Annotated in this window: 20 protein-coding genes; 8 read left to right on the forward strand and 12 right to left on the reverse strand. The window is 71.9% G+C overall.

The window, feature by feature from the left end; all coding sequences use genetic code 11:
- Positions 1-273 precede the first annotated feature (273 nt).
- The 12 genes from ACIP4P_RS43385 to ACIP4P_RS43440 form a co-directional block, all read right to left on the reverse strand.
- Positions 274-2,904 (reverse strand): hypothetical protein, encoded by a 2,631-nt coding sequence (locus ACIP4P_RS43385; RefSeq protein WP_400929497.1) that lies wholly within the window; start codon positions 2,902-2,904, stop codon positions 274-276.
- A 209-nt stretch (positions 2,905-3,113) separates the two neighbouring features.
- On the reverse strand, positions 3,114-5,492 hold the full coding sequence (locus tag ACIP4P_RS43390) for a hypothetical protein (RefSeq protein ID WP_400929500.1): 2,379 nt from the start codon (positions 5,490-5,492) through the stop codon (positions 3,114-3,116).
- Between the two features lie 110 nt (positions 5,493-5,602).
- Positions 5,603-6,118 (reverse strand): hypothetical protein, encoded by a 516-nt coding sequence (locus tag ACIP4P_RS43395; RefSeq protein ID WP_400929501.1) that lies wholly within the window; start codon positions 6,116-6,118, stop codon positions 5,603-5,605.
- Entirely contained in the window at positions 6,115-6,369 is a 255-nt protein-coding gene (locus tag ACIP4P_RS43400) for a hypothetical protein (protein WP_400929504.1), read from the reverse strand. Before ACIP4P_RS43400 ends, ACIP4P_RS43395 begins: the two co-directional genes overlap by 4 nt.
- Positions 6,366-6,917, reverse strand: a complete 552-nt coding sequence (locus ACIP4P_RS43405; RefSeq protein ID WP_400929507.1) for a hypothetical protein — start codon at positions 6,915-6,917, stop codon at positions 6,366-6,368. The genes ACIP4P_RS43400 and ACIP4P_RS43405 overlap by 4 nt, the downstream gene beginning before the upstream one ends.
- A 33-nt stretch (positions 6,918-6,950) precedes the next feature.
- Positions 6,951-7,088 (reverse strand): hypothetical protein, encoded by a 138-nt coding sequence (locus ACIP4P_RS43410; RefSeq protein ID WP_400929511.1) that lies wholly within the window; start codon positions 7,086-7,088, stop codon positions 6,951-6,953.
- Between the two features lie 201 nt (positions 7,089-7,289).
- Positions 7,290-7,493, reverse strand: a complete 204-nt coding sequence (locus ACIP4P_RS43415; protein WP_400929514.1) for a hypothetical protein — start codon at positions 7,491-7,493, stop codon at positions 7,290-7,292.
- A 167-nt stretch (positions 7,494-7,660) separates the two neighbouring features.
- Entirely contained in the window at positions 7,661-8,185 is a 525-nt protein-coding gene (locus tag ACIP4P_RS43420) for a hypothetical protein (protein ID WP_400929517.1), read from the reverse strand.
- Between the two features lie 360 nt (positions 8,186-8,545).
- Positions 8,546-8,836, reverse strand: a complete 291-nt coding sequence (locus ACIP4P_RS43425; RefSeq protein WP_400929520.1) for a hypothetical protein — start codon at positions 8,834-8,836, stop codon at positions 8,546-8,548.
- Positions 8,836-8,967: a hypothetical protein gene (locus tag ACIP4P_RS43430; RefSeq protein ID WP_400929523.1), complete on the reverse strand. Its 132-nt coding sequence runs from the start codon at positions 8,965-8,967 to the stop codon at positions 8,836-8,838. Before ACIP4P_RS43430 ends, ACIP4P_RS43425 begins: the two co-directional genes overlap by 1 nt.
- A complete protein-coding gene (locus tag ACIP4P_RS43435; RefSeq protein ID WP_400929526.1) occupies positions 8,964-9,152 on the reverse strand; it encodes a hypothetical protein in 189 nt (62 codons plus the stop codon). Before ACIP4P_RS43435 ends, ACIP4P_RS43430 begins: the two co-directional genes overlap by 4 nt.
- A 2-nt stretch (positions 9,153-9,154) precedes the next feature.
- Entirely contained in the window at positions 9,155-9,451 is a 297-nt protein-coding gene (locus tag ACIP4P_RS43440) for a hypothetical protein (protein ID WP_400929529.1), read from the reverse strand.
- Positions 9,452-9,637: 186 nt separating this feature from the next.
- On the opposite strand from ACIP4P_RS43440, the gene ACIP4P_RS43445 reads away from it, so the two are divergent.
- From ACIP4P_RS43445 to tap, 8 genes are all read left to right on the forward strand, one after another.
- The gene (locus tag ACIP4P_RS43445; protein ID WP_400929532.1) at positions 9,638-9,970 is read left to right on the forward strand and encodes a GntR family transcriptional regulator; all 333 of its coding nucleotides are present in this window, start codon (positions 9,638-9,640) and stop codon (positions 9,968-9,970) included.
- A 166-nt stretch (positions 9,971-10,136) separates the two neighbouring features.
- The gene (locus ACIP4P_RS43450) at positions 10,137-11,174 is read left to right on the forward strand and encodes an AAA family ATPase (protein WP_400929535.1); all 1,038 of its coding nucleotides are present in this window, start codon (positions 10,137-10,139) and stop codon (positions 11,172-11,174) included.
- Positions 11,171-12,373, forward strand: coding sequence for an HAD family hydrolase (locus ACIP4P_RS43455; protein ID WP_400929538.1), 1,203 nt, complete (start codon positions 11,171-11,173; stop codon positions 12,371-12,373). The genes ACIP4P_RS43450 and ACIP4P_RS43455 overlap by 4 nt, the downstream gene beginning before the upstream one ends.
- Positions 12,370-13,281: a DUF1932 domain-containing protein gene (locus ACIP4P_RS43460; RefSeq protein WP_400929541.1), complete on the forward strand. Its 912-nt coding sequence runs from the start codon at positions 12,370-12,372 to the stop codon at positions 13,279-13,281. The genes ACIP4P_RS43455 and ACIP4P_RS43460 overlap by 4 nt, the downstream gene beginning before the upstream one ends.
- Before the next feature lie 413 nt (positions 13,282-13,694).
- The gene (locus ACIP4P_RS43465) at positions 13,695-14,921 is read left to right on the forward strand and encodes a hypothetical protein (RefSeq protein WP_400929544.1); all 1,227 of its coding nucleotides are present in this window, start codon (positions 13,695-13,697) and stop codon (positions 14,919-14,921) included.
- Between the two features lie 79 nt (positions 14,922-15,000).
- On the forward strand, positions 15,001-16,482 hold the full coding sequence (gene dnaB, locus ACIP4P_RS43470; protein WP_400929547.1) for a replicative DNA helicase: 1,482 nt from the start codon (positions 15,001-15,003) through the stop codon (positions 16,480-16,482).
- Positions 16,483-16,708: 226 nt separating this feature from the next.
- Positions 16,709-17,215 carry a hypothetical protein gene (locus ACIP4P_RS43475; protein WP_400929550.1) on the forward strand — a complete coding sequence of 169 codons (507 nt, stop codon included), beginning with the start codon at positions 16,709-16,711 and terminating at the stop codon, positions 17,213-17,215.
- Between the two features lie 452 nt (positions 17,216-17,667).
- Positions 17,668-20,142 (forward strand): telomere-associated protein Tap, encoded by a 2,475-nt coding sequence (gene tap, locus ACIP4P_RS43480; protein WP_400929553.1) that lies wholly within the window; start codon positions 17,668-17,670, stop codon positions 20,140-20,142.
- Positions 20,143-20,176 lie beyond the last annotated feature (34 nt).

Below are 20,176 nucleotides of genomic sequence, written 5' to 3' on the forward strand. Positions count from 1 at the left end.
TTGCTAGCTCGTAGTGGGTCTGGCGCAGGGCGGCGATCCGGGCGTCACGCTCTATGGCGATCAAGGCGGGTGGTCCTCTTCTGGAATCGGGTTCGGTGGGTGGTTCGCGGTGCGGGACGATGCGGGCGGGCCGGTGACGAGACCGGCCCGCCGGGCACTGGTGGCCCGAACCGGCTCCGGGATGGTTCGTTCATCCCGGAGCCGTCCTGCGCGGTTCGCGGTTCGGGCGGTCAACCGGTTCGCGGTTCGCCGAATCCGGTTCGCGGTTCGCGGTCAGACGCCGACGCTGCTCGCGGTTCGCCGAACCGGGTTCGTGAACTCCTTGCGGGCGTCCGCGAGGCGGTGGTGCGCGGTGGTCTTCTTCATGTCGAGGTTCGTCATGACGAAGTCGAGGTCGACCGTGTCGTAGCCGTGGGTCCCGATCAGTTCGAGAACCTGCTGAACCTGCTGTTCGGCGAGGAGCTGCGCGGTGCTGCGCCGGTTCGAACCTGCCCCGGTGGCGGGGCGTTGCGGCTGGTCGGCGGCGGTTCGCGGCTCGGGGTCCGCCGGGGCCGGTTCGCCGGACGGCACGGGACGGTTCGCGGCTTCCAGTTCGCGCCGCGCGGCCGCCTCGCCGGTGCGTGCGGCGGGCAGGGCGTGGTTCGCCGAACCGCCGGGGCGGTTCGTGGTGCGGTTCGGCGAACCGGCGCGGGTGAGGCGAACCGCGAACTGAGGGATCGCGGCCGGGTTCGGCGAACCGCCGAGGGCGACGGCGAGGCTGGAGTTCGGGACACGCGGCAGGGCGCGAACCGGCACCCAGTCGCCGACGCCGATCATCCCGGCGACGAACCGGCGAACCGGGCCGAGGCCAGTTCGCCGAACCAGTTCGCGCTGTTCGGCCGCGGCCGTCCAGGCCAGCTCGACCGTGGACAGCGACTCGTCCGTGATCGCCGCCGACCACGCCGCGAAGGAGTGCCCGGGGTAGCGGATCCAGCGGATCGCCCCGATGGTCGGCCGCGACTTGGCGACCTTGCCGTCCGTGCGGAGCTTCTGGCGGTGGATCAGCCGAGCGTAGAGCTCCCACAGCACCATGCCGGTGATGCTCATCGCCGAGTACGCGACCGCCTTCGGGGTGGCGTGCCAGTAGGTGACCTGGTCGACCATCTTCATCGCGGCCGCGTCCCAGTGCCGGCCGGTGACGAGTGCGGAGGCGTGCCAGTAGTTCATGATGCTCGCCCCGATGGCGAACACCCACGTCGCGACCCGGTACAGCGTGCCGGCGTCGCCGCTGCGGCGGGCCTCGTTATACATCCACGCGACGAACACCGTGGACAGCTCCCACGCCGCCGCGAAGAGGATCGTCGCGGGGAAGATCCAGCCCAGGACGTCGTGGGCGACGCCGGCCTGGCCGGACCAGGCGACGGCCATCGGCGCGGTGATCGGCACGATCGCCAGCAGCCGCCGGGCGTTGGCCCTCACCAGCGCCTTGAACCGGCCGCCGAGCGTGGGCTTCCCAGCGCGCTCGGCTTCCCTCGCCTCCCGCTTGAGACGGCGGCGCTCCAGCTTGCGGGCAGTGCGGCCGGTGGCCCGGCGCAGCGTTTCGCGGGCCGCGGCGAGGTCCTGGAGCGCGAGGACCTTGCTCTCCTCCGCCTCGGTCTGCAGTTTCTGCGCCTTCTCCAGTGCCTTGGCGGCCTCGGCCTTGTCCGCGGCAGTCTGCTTCTCCGCCTCCCGGCGGATCCGGCCGGCCTCCTGTTCTGCCTCGGCACTCAGCCGCGCCGCCTCGGCGGCGGCCTGGGCGCGCTGCTGCTGCGCCTCCGTTCCGGCCTGGGTGCGCAGCCGGTCGGCGTCGGCCGTCGCCTGGGCCCGGACCTCCCGCGCGGCGTCGGTGGCCTGGTCGGCCTCCCGGTCCGCGTCCTCCCGCAGCTGGCGCACCTCGCCGCGCACCCGGTCGGCGTCGGCCTGCGCGCTGTGGCGCAGCTCCTCGGCCTGCTCGCGGGCCTCGGCGAGCAGGCCCTCGGCCCGGGTGCGGGCGTCGGCGAGGACGGTGTCGGCCTGTGAGGTGGCGTCCGCGCGGACCTCGGCCGCGTGCCGCTCGGCCCGGGCACGCAGCTCGGTGGCGTCGTGGTGCGCCTGGGCACGGATCCGCCCGGCCTGCTCTTCGACGGCGCGGGTGAGGGCGCTGGCCTTCTCCTCGGCTTCCGCGAGCAGTTGCTCGGCCCGGACGCCGCTTTGGCGGGCCTGCTCGGCCGCCTCGCCGCGCACCGCCTCGGCCTGTTCCTCGGCGGCCCGGGTGAGGGCGGCCGCGGTCTGTTCGGTGTTGGCGAGCAGGGTGGTGGTCTGCGCCTGCGCGTCGGTGAGGATCGCCTGGGCGCGCTGCTTGGCCTCGTCGGTCAGCGCGGTGGCCTTCTGTTCGGCCTCGGTGGTGATCCGGGTCGCTGTGTCGGTGGCGGCCTGGGTGATGGCGGCGGCGTTGTGCTCGGCCTGTCGGCGGGCGTCGGCGTCGGCCTCCTCACTCTGTTCCCGGGCGTACTGGAGGATCAGGCCGGCCTGGTCGTGGGCCATGCCGAGGATCCGCCCGACCGCCTGATCGGCACGCTGCGTGACCGTCTCGGCTTCGGCGGCGGCGTCGGCGCGCAGTTGCTGGGCCTCGGTGGCCCACTGCTCGGCGGTGGCCAGGTCGCGGCCGGCGGTGGCGGCGGCGCGCTCCAGGGCGGCGAGCGCCTGGTCCTCGGCGAGGGCCAGGACGTCGGCGGCGCGGTCGGCGGCGTCGGCTAGGACCGGGTCGGCGGCCGGCCGGGCGGGCGGAGTCTCGGGAGCCTTCGGAGGGGCCTTCGGCGGGGTCCTGGCGGGGGTCTTCCGGGCGGGGGCTCCGGTGCGCTGACGGGTCTTGCGGGCCGGGGTCATCGGGCGGTTCTCCTTCTGCACGCGGTGACGGTGTGTGAGGCCGTATGGGGTGTAGGGGGTGTATGGGTTGTCGGGGGAGGCAGGGCGTACAGGGCCGTTTTCCTGGCGGATCCGGGGTGTCCCGGAGGACCCCATACACCCCATACAGGCAGGTCAGGTCCCCATACGGGTGCCGCATCCCATACGGGCTGTAGGGGGTGCGGCGTAGGGGTTGTATGGGGTGGGGTTGGTTACTTTCGGTACTTGTCCATGGCTTCGCCGAGGGTCTTGGCGAAGTAGCCCTGGACGGGGTTGTCGACCCCGGGAACGCGGACTTGGCCGTTGGCGGTGCGTTCGACGCCGACGTCGCGCAGGTATTTGTTGATCTCGATGCCGAGGTCGCGCGGGTCGGGGTGGCCGAGGGCCTGGGCGAGGTCGGCGGTGGACATCCGGCCGCCCGCCGCCGTGATGACGGCGTGGGCCTCGGCGAGCCGGACCGGGATGCCCTCGGGCAGGCGGTCCGCGTTGTCGGCATCGCTGAGGTCGATGGACGGCACACTTGGGTCGAGGGCCGGGGCGGTGACGGTGAGTGACAGACTGCTGCTGGTTGCCGAGGCGATCGTTGCCGGGTCGGGCGGCTCGGTCCCGGCGCCCCGGCGCCGCAGTTCGGCCTCGATGGGGTCGTTCCACTGGCCGCGCAGTCGGCGGGCGGCAGCGCGGGCGGCGGTGACGTTGGCGATCAGCTGGAGCATGTCGTCGCCGTCGATCCACAGCGAGCGCAGCCGCTTGTAGCCGGCCTCGGCGAACAGGATGCCCATGCCCTTGATGTGGGGGTCGAGTTTGGAGGCGTCCCAGCCGGCCGAGGCCGCGCCGGGGGCGAGGGCCATGTTCGACTCGGTGGTGTCGGTGGTGCGCATGGCCCACTTCCAGCTGATGTTGCCGGAGACCAGGCGCGGGATGACGCCGTTCTCGCCCTTAGTGATGACCTGGGTGGCGAGGATCAGGATGATGCCGAAGGCCAGGCCCCGCGCCGTCAGCGCCGCCAGGGCCTGCTTGATCTGGGCGCCGAACTTCTTGTTGTCCGTGAACGGCAGCACCTCGTCCATGACGACGAGCTCCAGGCCGCCGAGCTCGTCGATCAGCTTGGGGTCGTTGATGTCCTCGACGCCGTACTTCCTGAGGATCCCGGCCCTGCGGGACATCTCGTTGATCTCGGCGTCCAGCAGGTACAGCGCCCGCTCGGCGCGCCGGTCGCCGTCCTCGTCGATGAACGTGGCGGCGAGGTTGCTCCACCGGGCCTGCCCGGGGGCCTTGCCGTCGATGAGGCGGACGTTGACCCTCATGTCCAGCAGTGCGCCGCCGATGATGCCGCGCAGCGCCGCGCCCTTGCCGGAGCGGGAAGCCCCGCCCAGGGACAGGCTGGTGTTGCGCAGTACCAGGTAGATGATCTGGCCGAAGGCGTCGACCGCGACCGGGATGCCCCGGTTCCAGACGTCCACGGTGGTCGCGCCGACCAGCGGCGAGGGGACGCCGTCGAGGAACGGGTCGGTGTCGAACATCGCGACGGCGATGGTCTTCGCGTTGCCTCCGGCGCTGGCGTGGATCGCCTCCATGAAGAAGCGGTCCCGGTCGGAGTCCATCTCGCCCGCGATCTTGCCGAGTTTGGGCAGGACGGTCTCGACGTTCGCGCCGTCGCCCTTGGGCAGGACGACCTTGGCCATCCAGCCGTTGGCCAGGCGGGTGAGCGCCCCGGGGGCCGCCAGCCGCACGCGCCCGTCGCTGATCGCCCCGGCGGAGAGCACCGCCGCGGTGAGCCGGTCGGTCTCCGCGCAGAACAGCGCCGGATCCACCACCTCCTCCACCACGGCGTCGCCCTCGGCGACCTCGGTGTCCGGCTTGGCGGGCGGGTCGAGTTCGGGCAGCAGCAGCTCCGCAGGGACCGGGCGGTGGGTCAGCCGGGGCGGGTGGACGGCGGTCCACCAAGCCAGGCCCGTCGCAGCCAGCAGGGCCAGCAGACCGGCCGGCGGCGCGTTCACCGCGCCGGCCGCGGCCCCGCCGGCCGCGCCGAGCAGCGCCCCGCCCCGGCGCAGCCGCCCGAAGGAGCGGGCCCTGGCGATCTGACGCTCGGTCGGCTGCACCGGGCGGAACTTCGCCTTGCGCATGTCCTTGAGGGTCTTCTCCAGGCGGCGCGCGGTCTCGCGGCTGAACGTCAGCTGGCTGCGCTGCGCCTGGGTGAGGCCGCCGTCGGACGCCTCCTCCTCCAGGCGCACGATGCGCTTGGTCTCCTTGCCGAACGCGGCCTCCGTCTCGGTGCGGCGCTCGGTGTAGGCCTCCAGCTGGGCGGCCACCAGGCGGCGGCGGATCTCGTCGCTCGACTGGTCGGCGGTGGAGGCCCAGTGGGCCAGCCACTGCCCGATCAGCCGGGCGCCCTCGCCGGTGCGCCGGGTGGTGCCGGTGGCGAAGGCCGCGAGCCGGTTCGGCTGCGCTTCGCCGTCCGCGCCGGTCTCGGTGTCGGTCCGCGGGTCGGTGTCGGCGGCGGGCTCGGGGGTCTTGGTCAGGTGGACGGGAGCGGCGGTGGCCGCGGGGCCGGCCTCGGCGGGCGCCGTGCCGGGGTGGGTGTCGGTGCTCAACGGGGCCTCCAGGCTCCACGTGGTAGGGGTGGTGGGCCGGTCTGGGATGGACGTCCCGGCGCCGCCGCCCTGGGGGCGGGCGGGTCCGGGGCGCCCATCACGGGCCGGAGTCAGCCGATGATCAGGTGGCCGAGCCAGTTGGCGAGCGGGATGCCCGACCAGGCGGCCAGGCCGCCGAGGGAGATGGACAGGCCCCAGGTCGAGCCGGTCAGAGCGCCGGAGAGCATGAGCAGGCGCTCCTCCCACTTCTTGGCGAACCAGAGGAAGAGCCCGGCGAACAGCAGGACCACCAGGGCGATCCAGGAGCCGGAGTAGGTGAGCTGGGTGTGCTGGGCGACCGGGGCCGCGCCGTCGCCGCCGGTCAGGCCACGGCTGACCAGGGTGCCGCCCTGGTTGCCGGCGCCGGTGAAGAACCCGGAGACCAGGGCGAGCAGGCCGCCGGCGCACGAGGACGCCAGCACCATCACGCCCAGGCCCAGCACGTACGGCATCCAGAACTTCTTCTTGGTGACGAACTTGAACTTGCGGTTGTTCTTGAAGAAGTAGAAGCCGAAGGTGCCGGCGAACAGCAGGAAGCCGAAGCCGCTGCCGGCGAGGGTGACGATGTGCGTGATGTCGAGCTTCACAGGGACAACTCCCAGGCAGAGGCGAATGAGATGGACAGGACCGCCCAGCAGAAGGAGATGGCAGCGGCCCGGGCAAAGGCGTCGCGGACCGTGCGCGAGAACACGTGGCGGACGGGCAGCCGCACAAGCAGTTCGAAGGCCACGAGGCCGCCGACGCCGAGCAGCACCGCCCCGGCGTAGCCGAAATCGGTCACCGGCAGCACGAGCTCCCGCAGCACCGCGATCCGCTCGGCGCTCCCGAGCCCGCTCACCGCAGTGCCCCGGTGAACACGGAGCCCAGCAGCGCGAACGCCCAGTCGCGGGCCGGTCCGTAGGCGAGGGTGCCGACGACGACCGACCAGGCCGCCACCCGCAGCGCGGTGCGCAGCACGGTGCCGCGCAGGCGGGAGCGGACGACGAGGACGGCGGTGAGGGTGATGAGGCCCAGGCACAGGCCCGGGTCGGCGACGTCGGCGGCGGGGCGGAAGGAGTGCGAGCAGTCCTCCACGGTGCTGCGCCACAGCCAGGCCGGGCCGGTGGCCGCGACGGCGGCGGCCGCCAGGTTCGGCCAGGCCTGTACCGCGCGCTTGAGGGCGGCGGCGGCGCGCTTGACGCGGGCCCAGTCGATCAGGTGGTGCGCGTCGTCCGCCTTGTGCGGGATGGCGGCGTCCAGGCGGGACTGGCGCAGTTCGTGCGTCAGCTCGGCCAGGCCGTCCCCGTCGTAGCCGGGATGGTGCTCGGTCAGGTCGACGGGGTCGGTGTGCTCCGGGACGGCGGGGTCGTACGCGGGGCGCGGCGGGACCTCGGGGGTGACGGTCACAGCGTCACCTCCGGTCCGCCGTCCGGGGCGGGGTTACGCATCGGTGGCCTCCTGTCGGTCGAGGTAGGGCGGGATCAGGTGGGCTTCCGCGTACAGCGCCGCCAGCAGGCCCAGGGCCGTGACGGCGCTGGCGGCGAAGAACGCGAAGAAGACCTGGTCGAACGGGGTCATGTGCACGGTCCTTTCGGACGGGCGACAAGGGGTGGAGTGCCGGGCGGGGCCCGTGGCTCCCCTGGACAGCCGGCGGCTCCGGCGAAAGGCCAGGTCGCGGGGTCGGCGGTCCAGGGGAGCCACGGGTGCGGGCGGCGCGGGGTGCCCGGCCGCCGGGGCCGCAGAGGTGCGGGGCCGGCGGCCGGGCCGGGGCGCGGTGGTTCAGCGGGTCTGCGGGTCCTGGTCTCCGACGAGGGCGACGTCGTCGCCGGGGGCGGTGTTCAGGTCGCCGCACTGGATGAGCAGGCCGGTGACGAGGACCGTGTTCTCGATGCGGTTGACGACGGGGCCGTGGCCGGTGCGGGTGCCGCCGGTCTGGATGAGGGTGCCGGGGGTGCGGCCGGCGCTGGTGTGGTTCGTTCCCATGGGCGGTCTCCTGACGGGTCGTGGTGGTCCGGGGCCGGACGGCTCCCGGGCGGCGCGGCCGTGTCGGCCGCGCCGGTGGTTCGGTTCACGCCGCCGGCGGGAAGGCGGGCGGCGGCGGTGCGGGGCCCGGGGCCGGGCGGCGGGTGGAGCCGGTTGTGCGGCGGGGGTTAGTGCGGGCCGTTCGGGGAGCTGCCGTCGCCGTAGCGGCCGGAGGGGCAGATCCAGCGGGGACCGCCCTCGAACGGCGACCAGCGCTCGACCTTGGTCTGCTCGTCGGGCAGGCGCTCGGGCTCGGCGGCGGCCCGGTCGACGTACCGGCCGGGCGCCGGCAGGTCCGGCGGGACGGTGGTGCGCTCCAGCTCGGTGTCGGCCGGGGCGGCAGCCGCGGCAGCGAACGCGGTGGCGGCGTCGACCAGGCCCAGACCGTACGGCCGGTCCTCGTCGTCGGTGTCGGTGGCTGCCTGGGCGAGGAGCGCGTCGGCGCCGGCCGACAGCAGGGTCTGCCAGTCCGAGTCCGAGAGGACGCCGTCCCAGCGGACCAGGGTGGTGCCGGTCAGGCGGGCCAGGCGGCGAGCGGCCGCCCGCCGCACGCGTTCCGGGCCCTTGGCCTCGTCGACCCAGGCCCACGACGAGGTCGTGGTGGCGCGGGCGATGTGCTCGGCCTGGCGGCGGCCGGTCAGCGTGCGGGACATGCGGTGCCTCCTGATCGGGTGGGGCGACGTTCTGCTGGTGGTGGGCCCTGGGTGGGGCCCGCCGCACCACTCCCGGCCCCGCCCGGCATGGGCATGCCAGGACGGTTCCGGTGGCAGGCGGGAGCCGAACTGCGGGACAGAGAGGGGAAGGGGAGGGGTTACTGGCCGGGGCCCGAGCCGCCGGTCCTCGCGGCCTGAGCCCTCTCGTAGGCCTCACGAGCGCGTCGGAGCTGCTCGTCCTGCTGCTGACGCTGGGCTTCCTCGGCGGTCACCGGCCACCTCCCTTCGGCTGGGCGGGCGGGGCCGGCGGCGGGGTGGGGGCCTTGCCGTTGGCGTAGGCGCGGCAGAGGTGGGCGATCGTCACCGGACACCCCCGTCCTGGCGGTACGGCCGACCGAAGTTGCGCCGAACGTGCGCCTCGTCGGGCTGGGCGTACGGGTCCGGCGAGACCACCCGGCGGCCGTCCCGGTCCGTGCCGGCCGGATCGAGCGGGACCTGCGCGTCGCGGTGGTGGCGCCGGGCGGTCGCCTCGTCGTACGAGGGGTGCCAGCCGGTGGTCGACATCCCGCTGGTGCGGGCCGCCGTCCCGGACGAGCTGCCGGAGCTGGAGGAGTTGCTGGAGCCAAGGCCCAGGAAGGAACGGATGCCCATCACTGGCCCTCCGTCCGCTGGCCGGCGGCGGCAGCCGCCACGGCGCGGTCGTCGGCGTGCCTCGCGTCGATCCGGCCCAGGTGCTCCTGGACCTGACGCTCGAGGTCGGCGGCGGTGTCGGTGGCGGTCACTGGGAGACCCCCAGACCGGTCGGCTGACCACCGTTGCGGGCGTTGTAGTCGGCCGAGGCCTCGACGCAGATCTCGCGGATCTGGTCGGGGGTGCTGGCCCGGTGGATCGCGGTGTGGAACTGCTCCGCACGCTCGGCGACCGCCCGGGCCTGCTCCGCCGTCTGCGGCGACGTCTGCTGCGCCACGGTCAGCACCCCGCCATCTGCGGCCGCAGGCCCTCGATGAACTCGGTGACGGCGTTCTGCGCGAACCAGCTCAGGTGGGTCCAGGTCGTGGAGGCCCTTTCGATGTGGTTCGCGGCCTGCTGCCAGACCCGGGCGACGACCGCGTTCACGGCCCACACGCTGGCAGCCGGGTCGGCGGACGTCAGGTCCCGGATAACGAGGGCGATGACCTGGTCCTCGTACTGGTGCTGGATCTGCGCGACGAGCTCAGTGGTGGGGCCGATTTCACTGACCCCACGGATGTCGGTCATGCTGGTCATTACGGATCTCTCCTTGGCGAGCTGGTCCGTGGAGACCCCGGTGGATGCTGTCCAGGCGCACCGGGGTCTTGCCATTTCACGATCACTTCCGTGTCGGCTTAGCCAGCTTAGCTGATACAGTCTCAGCTGTGTCAACTAAGTCGGTGAAGCTATCTATGACGGGGAGGTGCCCCTACGATGTGGCTTATGACTGATCCACTCGCCCAGCCCTACCAGCGGATCGTGGAGGACGTGCGCGATCAGATCCGTCTAGGCCGACTGCGGCCCGACGACAAGCTGCCTTCTACGCGTGAGCTGGCCGCGCACTACGGGCTGGCCGCCGGGACAGTGCAGAGGGCCCTTACCGAGCTGCGGACGGCCGGGCTGATCTACTCGCATCAGGGGAAGGGCTCGTTCGTCCGGCAGGTGCCGGACGATGATCTCCGGGCGCCGTCCGAGCTCCAGCAGTTGCGCGAGACAGTTGCCGACCTGACCGCCCGACTCGAGCGGGTGGAGCGGGTTCTCTTCCAGAACGCATGATCCACAGCTGCTCCTTCGGGCCGGGTTCTGACGCTCAAATCAAATCCCGACTCGGCGGTGACGGGCCATCACATACCCGTGGTGACATCCGTCAGTAGCTCTATCAATACGTTTTCAACACCCGCGTATACAGGGGTTCTTGAGCCTGGCCCATAGGCTCCCGACCATGACGAAAGCCGAGGTGGATGGCATGGCGAAGCCGCGTCCCGGGTGGCGACCCGACAAGCTGCGGGAGCTGCGGGAGGCCCACGGGCTCACGCTTGAAAAGGCCGGCGAGCGGCTGCGGGACGTGGTCCGGGATGCCGGGCTGGAGTACGTGGCCGCGCACGCCCAGACGCTCTGGGGACACGAGCAAGGCGAGATCTACCCCGGCGCTGACTACAGGCGCGCGTACTGCGCTGTGTACCGCGCGACGGAGCCGCAGCTGGGTTTCCGGAACCCGTGGCCGGATGAGCAGGACTCCACCTTCGCAGTGACGCCGACCACGGAGAGGCACAACGGGCACCACGTGCTGGCGGTCGAGCGGGCACTGCACCGGATCGCGCCGGGTGGCGTGGATTCCGACAACATGATGCTGCAGCAGCGGATTATGGATGCGTTTCGCCGGCGGCATACTGGTGGCGACCCGCACCGTCCCACCATGGTGCTGGTCAGCGGGTTCGCTGGCAGCGGCAAGTCCGAGCTCGCGAAGTTCCTCACGCAGCTGACCGGGTGGCCCCTTCTCGACAAGGACCCGTTGACCAGGCCACTGGTCGAGCAGTTGCTGATCGCAAAGGGCTGCGACCCGAACGATCGACACTCCGAGACCTACCGCACTGAGGTCCGGGGACTGGAGTACGAGTGCCTGATGCGGACCGCCTACGACAATGTCGCGGCAGGTATCTCGACCGTGCTGGCCGCCCCGTTCATCGCCGAGATTGCCGACGCGGATTGGATGGCTCGCCTCGCTAACCGCTGCCGGTCGCACGGCGCTGACCTGTGGCCGATTTGGGTGCGCTGCGACGCCGAAAGCATGCACGAATACATCGCGATGCGCTCCGCCGCTCGTGACGCGTGGAAGCTCGCCAACTGGTCGGACTACATCGCCACTGTCGATGTCGACACCCGCCCGGTTGTCCCGCATTTCGTGGTGGACAACCGAGCTGGCGCGGCGATTTCTCTGGCCGACCAGGCACGCCTCGCACTCGCCGAGGTGCGTGCATGACCGGCCGAAATCAGGGCGTCTTGCTCTACGGCCCGCCGGCCGTGGGGAAGGACACCGTCACGCACGCGTTGGCCGCCCTGGACCCCACGTTCGGCCTGTTCTCCCGGGTGAAAATCGGGCCCGGCCGGTCTACTGGCTACCGGATGGGAACTCCCGAGGAGCTTGCCCAGCTGCGTGCCAGGCCTGGCGCCGTGGTCTACGAAAACACCAGGTACGACAGCACCTACGTGACGGACCGGCCGGGGCTGGGAGCGGCGTTCGAGGCCGGGGTGCCGGTGATGCACCTGGGGCAAGTCGAAGGGGTGCAGGCGGTGCTGGACGGCTACCCTGCCGACTGGCTGACGGTGCTGCTCTGGTGCCCGCGGGAGGCAACGGCCGAGCGGTCCGCGGGCCGCGGTGACACGGACACCACTGCGCGCCTGGCCGCCTGGGATGCCACAGAGGCCGATCTGAAGGCCAATGCCGGCTTCCGGTTCGATCTCGTTGTCCGCACGGACGCGGCGTCACCCGAGCAGGCTGCTGAGCGGATCCGCCAGGCGCTTGCCAAGCGCGGGCAGCAGCTGGTGATGCTGGACTTCGACGACACCTTGGTCGACCGCCGCTCCGCGGTGACTGCCTGGATCTCCCGGTACTGTGCCGACCACGGCTTGGCACCGGAGGCCGAGCACCGGATGCTCGGTGCCATGCAGGTCCGCGCGGACCCGCGGACGTTCACGGACCTGAGCGCCGAGTTGTCGTTGCCGGAGTCCGCCGACCAGCTGTGGGCCCGCTACACCGCAGAGCTCCCGGCGACAGTGCGGCCCTTCCCCGGCGTGCCGGACGCGCTGGAGGCGGTCAGGGCCGACGGGTGGCAGGTCGTCGTAGTCACCAACGGCGGCGGGGAGATCCAGCGCGCCAAGCTGAAGGCGAGCGGTATCGACGGCCTGGTCGACGGCGTGTGTGTCTCGGAGGAGGCCGGCATCCGTAAGCCGGATCCGGCGATCTTCGAAACAGCTGCCGCGAGCGTGGGGCGCAGCCTCGCGCGGGGCGGCTGGATGGTGGGGGACAACGCCGCCCTTGACGTGGTCGGCGGGCGCGCGGCCGGGCTGCGCACCGTTTGGGTCTCGCACGGTCGACCGTGGCCCGGGGGCGCGAAGCCGGACTACATCGCGCTGGACGTCCTGGACGCCCTGGAGCACGTCCGGGGAGGTGTCCGGTGACGGATCGGCAGGTCACGGTCGGTGTGCTGCATCCCGGCAGTATGGGCGCGGCCGTCGCGGCATGTGCTCTGGGACACGGCAGCCGGGTCCTATGGTGCCCGCAGGGGCGCAGCGACGCGACAGCCGCCCGGGCGAAGCGGTTCGGTCTGACGGCGGTGCCGTCGCTGGGCGAGTTGGTGGCTCAAGCCGACGTGGTGCTCAGCCTGTGCCCGCCAGCTGCGGCGGAGGATGTCGCGCGGGAGGTGGCCGGGCTCTGTTTTACCGGCCTGTACGTGGAGGCGAACGCGATCAGCCCGCAGCGAGCCGCGCGGATCGCGCAGCTGCTTGGCGGGACGGCCCGCGCGGTGGTCGACGGCGCGGTGGTCGGCTCGCCGCCGGTCGGCACGAAACGGCCCCGGCTGTACCTCTCCGGGCCGGCGGACGAGGTCGGGCTGGTCGAGCGGCTCTTCGCAGGCACCGCGGTGTCCACCCACGTACTGGGCGAGGAGATCGGGCAGGCCAGCGCGCTGAAAATGTCCTACACGGCCCATCAGAAGACGTCCCGGGTGCTGGCCGCACTGTCCTACGGTCTCGCACGGGAACACGACGTCGACCAGGCGCTGCTCGACGTCGCCGGTCAACGGACCGGCTCGTACCTGACCGAGACGGACTACATCGGCAAGACAGCCTCCCGGGGTTGGAGGTGGGGCCCCGAGCTGGAGGAAGCCGCAGACGCGATGGCCGCCGTCGGCCTCCCGGACGGACTGCTCCGCTCTGCAGCCTCCACGCTCAGCCGATGGGACGATGCCAAGGGCACCAAGCTATCGGCTGACAAGGCGCTGGACGAGCTGCTCCGCGCGGAGGCCGAGTTGTCCAGCCGACACGCAGAACCTGAACGGCCCGAGGAATCCGGGAGACGAATAAGCTGATCCGGTCGCCCGCACGGGCGTCACCAAGGTCCAGAAACAGCAAAAGCAGCCCAAGATTGGCGTCTGGGGGCTGCTCAGCTGTCTATTCAGTCGTTCCCGACGGTACCAAAGGTACCCCGGCTTCGGCGAGAGACACCCGTCTCTCGCTCGCTAGGGCTACCCCCAAGGTCCGGTCGGTGGCGACGCCTTTCGAGAGGTAGCGCCCCGTTGTTCCACCCCGTCAACCTGCGGGGCCGTGTTGTCCCGGCCCGCACCATCCGCCAGTCCCCGCCCAAACTGGGCGAACTCTGTCCACAGGCTCGCCCTGTCATGACTGGCTTCATGTTCGCCGTACCCACTCTGGCGAGTGATCCACACCACTCGTTCCAGCGTCACACCGAGACCACAAATCTGGCCTCCTTCGGGGGTGCTCGATGAACGTGTCCGACGACGACACCATGCGGGTCATCCCGGGCAACGAGCCGGTCACCGAAGTCACCGTGCACATGCACATGGTCTACGGCGCCCACCTGCCCGATCCGCTGGACACGCTGGTTCTCCTGCATCTGATGTTCATGGTGGCGGGCGGCACCTCTCCCACGGCGGCGAAGGTGCTGGCGGCGCTCCGAGCCGAGGGCATTCAGGCGGGCAACGGTTCGGGGCTGATCGGCCGTGACGCGGTGCAGGCATCGTTCCGTCGGTTGACCGAGGCCGGGTTCCTGCGCCGGATCGGCCAGGCGCAGGGCCAGAAGGGCCGGTTCGGTGGGGCCGGGTACGAGCTATACCGCAGGCCGGCCTACAACCCCGACTGGATGCCCTCCGAAGCGCTGCACGCTGCTGGCAGCGCTTCGGCATCACCGCAGGTCACACCGCAGACGGCAATGCCGGGCACGGCAGTGCCGCGCAAACGCCGAAAGCGTATTTCCGCAGGTCAGACCGTGGACGGCAATGCCGGGCACGGTGTAACCGGCAACGGCAATGCCGGGCACGGCGGGAGCACTGTTTCCGCAGGTCAGACCGTGGACGGCAATACCGGGCACGGAAGCGGTTTCCCCCCACACCCCCCGGGGGAGGTAGGAACTACCTCCTCCCCCTCCCCTCACGGGCGTCACATGCGTGACGCGGCGGCTGCGCCGAGGAGCGGCCGGGCTGGCGCCGGTTTGCCCGCCGAGGTCGCTGCCGACTCCGCTCCGGTGGATCCCGAGCTGTTCCGGGCCGCCGTTGACTTCCTGATGCGCCTGCCGGGGAAGTGGGCGGTCGGTCGGCTGAAGGCCCGCAACCTGGCGTCCGAGCTGGTGCGCGCCATCGAGGACACCGGCTGGAAGCTCGACGCGTCCCTGCGGATGTGGTTGACCCGGGCCGAGGAGGGCAAAGCGGCTCCGCGTGTGCACGGAACGGTGCTGGAGTTCCGGATCAAGAACCTGGAGCTGCGGGAGGCGGTGTTCGCGACCGAGGACACCGACTCGGAGCAGGCGGCCGCTTTGCCCGCTCAGGCCCGTCCGCAGACCAAGCCCCGTACGCCGGAGTGGTGCGGTAAGTGCAACGACGGTGAGCGGCCGATGAGCCTGATGATGCGCACCATCGCCGATCCGGACCTGGAGAGCGACAGGGTCCTGCCCTGCCCGGACTGCCACCCCTCGCGGGTGCGGTTCGCCCGCTGAGTACCCACCAACGCAACACGGCGGCCGGGAGCCCCTGGAAAAGGCCCGGCCGCCGCAGACCCCAGCTAGGAGCCTGACCATGACTATCCCCCAGCAGCAGGCCGATCTCAACGACGTCCCGGAGCCCGAGGACTTCGACGTGCCCGAGGACCTGTTTGCGGACCCGGAGCCCGGCCCGCGGAAGCGGTCGCGCGGGAACCGGGCCGCGAAGGCCTCCGGCGACCAGGACGACGGGCTGGGCGGCATCGAGCGGGTGCCGCCGAACGACCTGGCCGCGGAGCGGGCCACCCTCGGCGGGATGCTGCTGTCCAAGGACGCCATCGGCGACGTCGTCGGCGTGCTCCAGCCCGGCGACTACTACCGGCCGGCCCACCGGCTCATCCACGACGCGATCCTGGCGCTGTTCGCCAAGGGCGAGCCGGCCGACGCCATCACCGTGGCCGGCGAGCTCACCCGCCGCGGCGAGCTCGCAAGGGCCGGTGGCCCCGGATACCTTCACGACTGCGCGAACGGGGCGGTGGGCGCCAGTGCCGAGTACTACGCCAGCATCGTCCACGAGCGGGCCGTCTTCCGCCGCCTCAGCGAGTCCGGCACCCGCATCGCCAACCTCGGCTTCATCGGCGAGGGCGACGTGCACGAGGTCGTCGACGCCGCCCAGTCCGAGCTGTTCGGCGTCCTCGGGCGCGACACCTCCACCGAGATCCGTCCGCTCGGCGCCACCGCCGACTCCCTCGCCGACCGCATCGAGGCCCGCAAGAACGCCAAGGGCGGCTTGCAAGGCATCTCCACCGGGTTCGTCGATTTGGACCAGCTCACCGGCGGCCTGCGGCCGGGACAGTTCGTCATCGTCGCGGCCCGCCCCGCGATCGGGAAGTCCACCCTGGCCGTCGACTTCGCCCGCGCCTGCTCGATCGAGAACAAGATCCCCTCCGCGTTGTTCTCGCTGGAGATGGGCCGCGAGGAGATCGAGGAGCGGATCATGTCCGCCCACGCCCGCATCGCGCACCACCACCTGAAGACCGGCGAGATGACCGACGACGACTGGGCCCGCTTCGCCCGGTACTACGACGACTACGCCGGCGCCCCCCTGTTCATCGACGACAGCGAACACCTGACGGTCATGGATGTCGCAGCCAAGGCACGCCGGCTCAAGCAGCAGCACGGCATCGGCCTGGTCGTCATCGACTACATCCAGCTGATGAAGTCCGGCACCCGCAAGCCCGAGAACCGACAGCAGGAAGTCTCCGACATCTCCCGCAACCTCAAGCTCCTTGCCAAGCAGCTCCAGGTCCCCGTCGTCGGACTCTCCCAGCTCAACCGCGGACCCGAACAGCGCACCGACAAGAAGCCGATGGTCTCCGACCTACGCGAGTCCGGCTCCCTGGAGCAGGACGCCGACATCGTCATCCTCCTGCACCGCGAGGACGCCCATGAGAAGGAGTCCCCGCGCGCGGGCGAAGCCGACCTGATCGTCGCCAAGCACCGAGGCGGCCCGACCGCCACCATCACGGTGGCCTTCCAGGGCCATTACTCGCGCTTCGTCGACATGACCCGAGACTGATCGCCAGACAACCAGCCCGGCCGACGACGCCTACGCCGAGGCTCCCGCATTGACTCCTAGCTCGAACGTGGCGTCGGACCTCGGACTGTAGAGGCGCGAGAAGGGCCCTGACCGCCCCTCAGAGGCCCTGGCGGCCCCGCCCGCGTGCGCAGAGTCGGGCGGAGCCGTGATCGCCCCGCAGAAGACGATCTAACCCCGGACGCGGGGTGAGAGGACAGTCCACGTGGTGTCGATGCCAACCACCGATTGGATCAGCATGGAAAAACTTCCGCCGATCACCGCCATCAACTCCGACTTCGGAGGCCAGGACTACTACCTTGTCGTCGCACACAAACCTGTTACCGACCGTAACCTGGCCCCAGCGGACTTGGGGCTGTATATGCGATGCCGGTGGCTGAACCAAGTCTGCGGCGACATCGGCGACGTCGGGTGGTTCATCAACGAGTTCGATCTGCCCGCCGACGAGACACAGGCGGGCCTTCGGCGCCTCGCTGATGCCGGGTACATCGAGGTTCTGAACCCCGAGTTCGTAGAAGCCAGGCGGACGTACGAGCGGGCACAGGCAGTGGCCTCGGCCGCAGAGGAGCTGCAGGGGTTGTTCAGCGAGTCCGAAGCCGCGGTTGTCGCTCGATTCGTCGCTCTAGCCGAGGAACGTGCTAAGCAAGCGTCGCGGGCCTCAACCACCCTCGCGTTGCTGGAGCTGGACGCCACGTACCAGCCTCCGGAGTCCTGAGCGCGCCGGCCCGCCTCGCGCACGTGCACGCGTAGGCCACCCGTCAGGGGGCCTGCGGCCGTTCGGGAGGAGCGCAGCGGCACCCACGCTGCCAGGGTGGCGGCACCGGTGCTGCCACCCTGACCGTCCGGCGGAGATGTTCGAGGCGAGCCAGTGGCCCGGGTTGCCGGGCCCCGAAGGCAGCCGGTCTCGCGCGTCGCGCGCGAAGCCACCTGTAGATGCCTTCGGCGTCCGGGAGGGCGCGCCTACTTCTCTGGCTACTTCTCTTAATGGTGTCCGCGTGGTGCGGCCACCCCCGTCCGTCTGGTGCGGCCACCCCCGTCCGCGTGGTGACCAGACCCCGTTGTCAACGCGGAGTGGGCTGAGTGCTGCCCCGATCCGGTGATGTGACTCAAAATGTGCGATCCATAAGTGACTTTCACGCTAGGGTGTGTGATGGAGGTGAGGTGTCGATGAGTGAGGACCTGTTCGCGTCGATCGACGCGCTGCTCGCGCGGCCGCGTCCGGTGGAGGACCTGCCGGTCCCGGCCGAGCGGGAGCGGCTGCGCAAGCTGGGCGAGTACACGCAGGAGGAGCTGGCCGCCGCGCTGAAGACGCGTCGGGAGACGATCGTGCGGTGGGAGGCCGGGGCGACGGAGCCGCGGCCGCCGAAGCGCGAGGTGTACATCGCTTTTCTGGCGACGCTGGCGCTGCAGCACGGCACGGTGGAGCCGACCGAGTGGCTGCGCCGTGCGCAGGCCGCCGGCCTGGTGCGTTCTCCGGCCGGGGCCGACAGTGTGGCCGCCGTCCCGATGCCCGCTGCTCCGGCTGCTCTGGCCGCTGCGGTGCCGGTGGCGTTCGGCGGCGAGCGGGACCGGGGTGTGGTGGAGCTCGACCGCACGGCGGCCGGGGAGCTGGTCACCGGGCCGCCCCAGCCGTGCATGCGGTGTGGCCGACCGACGCCGTACCGGTCGCAGGGCCGTCCGGTCCACATGGGCGGCTGGTGCGCGCCCGCCCCGGCCGGGCAGCCGACGACGGCCGCCGTCCCGGTCGCGGAGCAGCCCGCCCCGGCCGCGCCCGCCGATTCGCCGGCCCCGGTCGCTTCGGTCGCTGCGCCCCGCCAGGCCGCCCCCGTCCCCGCCGCGCCCGCTGCGGTTCGGCGCGGGCCTTCGTCCCGGCCTGCCGCTGGGGCGCCGTCGCGTTCCCGGAAGGCTCCGGCGAAGAAGCCGTCCGCGGTGGCTGAGGGGCCGTCGGACTGGGAGGTGGCGGCGGCCGCGCGGTTCCCGGCCGGGCCGTTGGCGGTGCTGGACGTCGCCCCCTCGGGCAAGGCCCTGGTGGCCTACCTCGCCGACGGTACCCCGGCGCCGACCGCGCCGACCGGCCGCACGCTGGCCGATGTCGTGGAGTGGGCGCTGGAGGTGAAGCTCGGCTCGCCCCGGCTCCACCGGCACGGCAAGGACGGCGACGCCCTGGTCGTCCTCACCGACGCCGCGCTCGCCGAGCTCGGCCTGCCCCCGATGGGCCGCGACGAGAAGCGCGAGTTCGTCCAGCGCCTGGGCCAGCTGCCGAAGACCCACAAGGCCGTCAAGGCGATCGAGAAGGCCGGCTGGCTGCTGACCCAGCGCGGCCTCGGGCCGTGGGCCCGGGTCTACCGCACCCCCGAGGACGGCAAGCGCCAGTGCGTCCAGCTGTGCATCCCCGCCTGGGGCGCCCTCGCCACCGGCGGCTGGCAGATCCCCGACAGCCTCGCCGCCTCCGACCTGGCCCGCCTGCTCGGCACCTACGCCACCCGCGTCCTGACCCCGCGCGGCTCCACCGCCGTCTCCGGCCTCGAACTCGTCACCGCGCTGCGCCCGCCCACCCGCGCGGTGCGCACCGAGGCCGGCTGGACGTCGGGGCCGGTGGAGGGCTCCCGGCCGAAGGAGGCGTTCGACCCGGCGGTGCCGGAGGTGCTGGACGTGCACCCGCTCGCGCAGGGCCGGGAGATTGGCGGCGCGCTGGTCACCGAGGCGTGGGACTGGCACCGCGAGCTCACCGACGTCGAGGCGGCGGCGCCGTTCGCGGTCGGCCTCGATGTGAACATGGCGTTCCTCGCCGCCGCCGGCCGCCTCACCCTGCCACTGGGCCCGCCCGCGTACGAGCTGGACCCGGCCTTCGACCCGAAGACCCCGGGCTCCTGGCTGGTCGACCTGTCCGGCCTCGACACCGACCCGCTGCTCCCGTCACCGTTCACCGCGGACGGCTCCCGGCCGACCGGCCCGGCCTGGTACAGCACGGTGAAGGTCGCCTACGCCGTCGAGCTCGGCGCCCGCCCGCAGCCGACCGAGGCCTGGCTGCGCCACGAGCACGGCCCCTACCTCGACCCCTGGCACAAGCACCTGCGCGCCGCGTACCTGGACACGATGGCCGCGCTCGGCATCCCGCTGAACATGGCGGACACCGACCCGCTCGCCTTCCTCGACACCATGGCAGGCCTCAAGACCACCGGCGACCCGGCCGAGCTCGCCGTCCTGCACGCGATCAAGCAGACCGCCAAGGGCACCATCGGCAAGATGCGCGAACGCCCCCGCGGCCACGGCTACAAGCCCGGCGAACGCTGGCCGGCCCTGGAACGCCCGACCTGGGACCCGCTCATGCGCGCTTTGGTTGTCGACACCGCCACCGTCAACCTCCACCGCAAACTCCGCAAGATGGCCGCCGACACCGGCCTGCACGCCTTCGCCGTCCTCTCCGACTGCGCCGTCTTCGCCGCCCCCGGCCCCGGCGCCCTCGACATCCTCACCAAGCCCGACGCCACCCTCACCACCTCGCTGCGCCTCGGGGTGTCGCCGGGGATGGTGAAGTTCGAGGGCTCCCGGCCGATGGCCGAGATCGCCGAGCTGCTCGCCGACGACACGAACCCCGCCCGGCACATCAAGACCGGCGGCATCGTCTCCGCCGACGAGTAGTCACCCTTCGGCCCGCCGGCACCCGTCCGGCGGG

The sequence above is a fragment of the Kitasatospora sp. NPDC089509 genome (genome assembly GCF_044749365.1).
Taxonomy (GTDB): Bacteria; Actinomycetota; Actinomycetes; order Streptomycetales; family Streptomycetaceae; genus Kitasatospora.

Excerpts from the sequence above, each read along its gene's own strand:
- ACIP4P_RS43465 (WP_400929544.1), top strand. The coding sequence starts at position 13,695 with ATGAACGTGTCCGACGACGACACCATGCGGGTCATCCCGGGCAACGAG.
- tap (WP_400929553.1), top strand. The coding sequence starts at position 17,668 with ATGAGTGAGGACCTGTTCGCGTCGATCGACGCGCTGCTCGCGCGGCCG.
- ACIP4P_RS43440 (WP_400929529.1), bottom strand. The coding sequence starts at position 9,451 with ATGACCAGCATGACCGACATCCGTGGGGTCAGTGAAATCGGCCCCACC.
- ACIP4P_RS43420 (WP_400929517.1), bottom strand. The coding sequence starts at position 8,185 with ATGTCCCGCACGCTGACCGGCCGCCGCCAGGCCGAGCACATCGCCCGC.
- ACIP4P_RS43425 (WP_400929520.1), bottom strand. The coding sequence starts at position 8,836 with ATGGGCATCCGTTCCTTCCTGGGCCTTGGCTCCAGCAACTCCTCCAGC.
- ACIP4P_RS43450 (WP_400929535.1), top strand. The coding sequence starts at position 10,137 with ATGACGAAAGCCGAGGTGGATGGCATGGCGAAGCCGCGTCCCGGGTGG.
- ACIP4P_RS43445 (WP_400929532.1), top strand. The coding sequence starts at position 9,638 with ATGACTGATCCACTCGCCCAGCCCTACCAGCGGATCGTGGAGGACGTG.
- ACIP4P_RS43415 (WP_400929514.1), bottom strand. The coding sequence starts at position 7,493 with ATGGGAACGAACCACACCAGCGCCGGCCGCACCCCCGGCACCCTCATC.
- dnaB (WP_400929547.1), top strand. The coding sequence starts at position 15,001 with ATGACTATCCCCCAGCAGCAGGCCGATCTCAACGACGTCCCGGAGCCC.
- ACIP4P_RS43410 (WP_400929511.1), bottom strand. The coding sequence starts at position 7,088 with ATGACCCCGTTCGACCAGGTCTTCTTCGCGTTCTTCGCCGCCAGCGCC.
- ACIP4P_RS43455 (WP_400929538.1), top strand. The coding sequence starts at position 11,171 with ATGACCGGCCGAAATCAGGGCGTCTTGCTCTACGGCCCGCCGGCCGTG.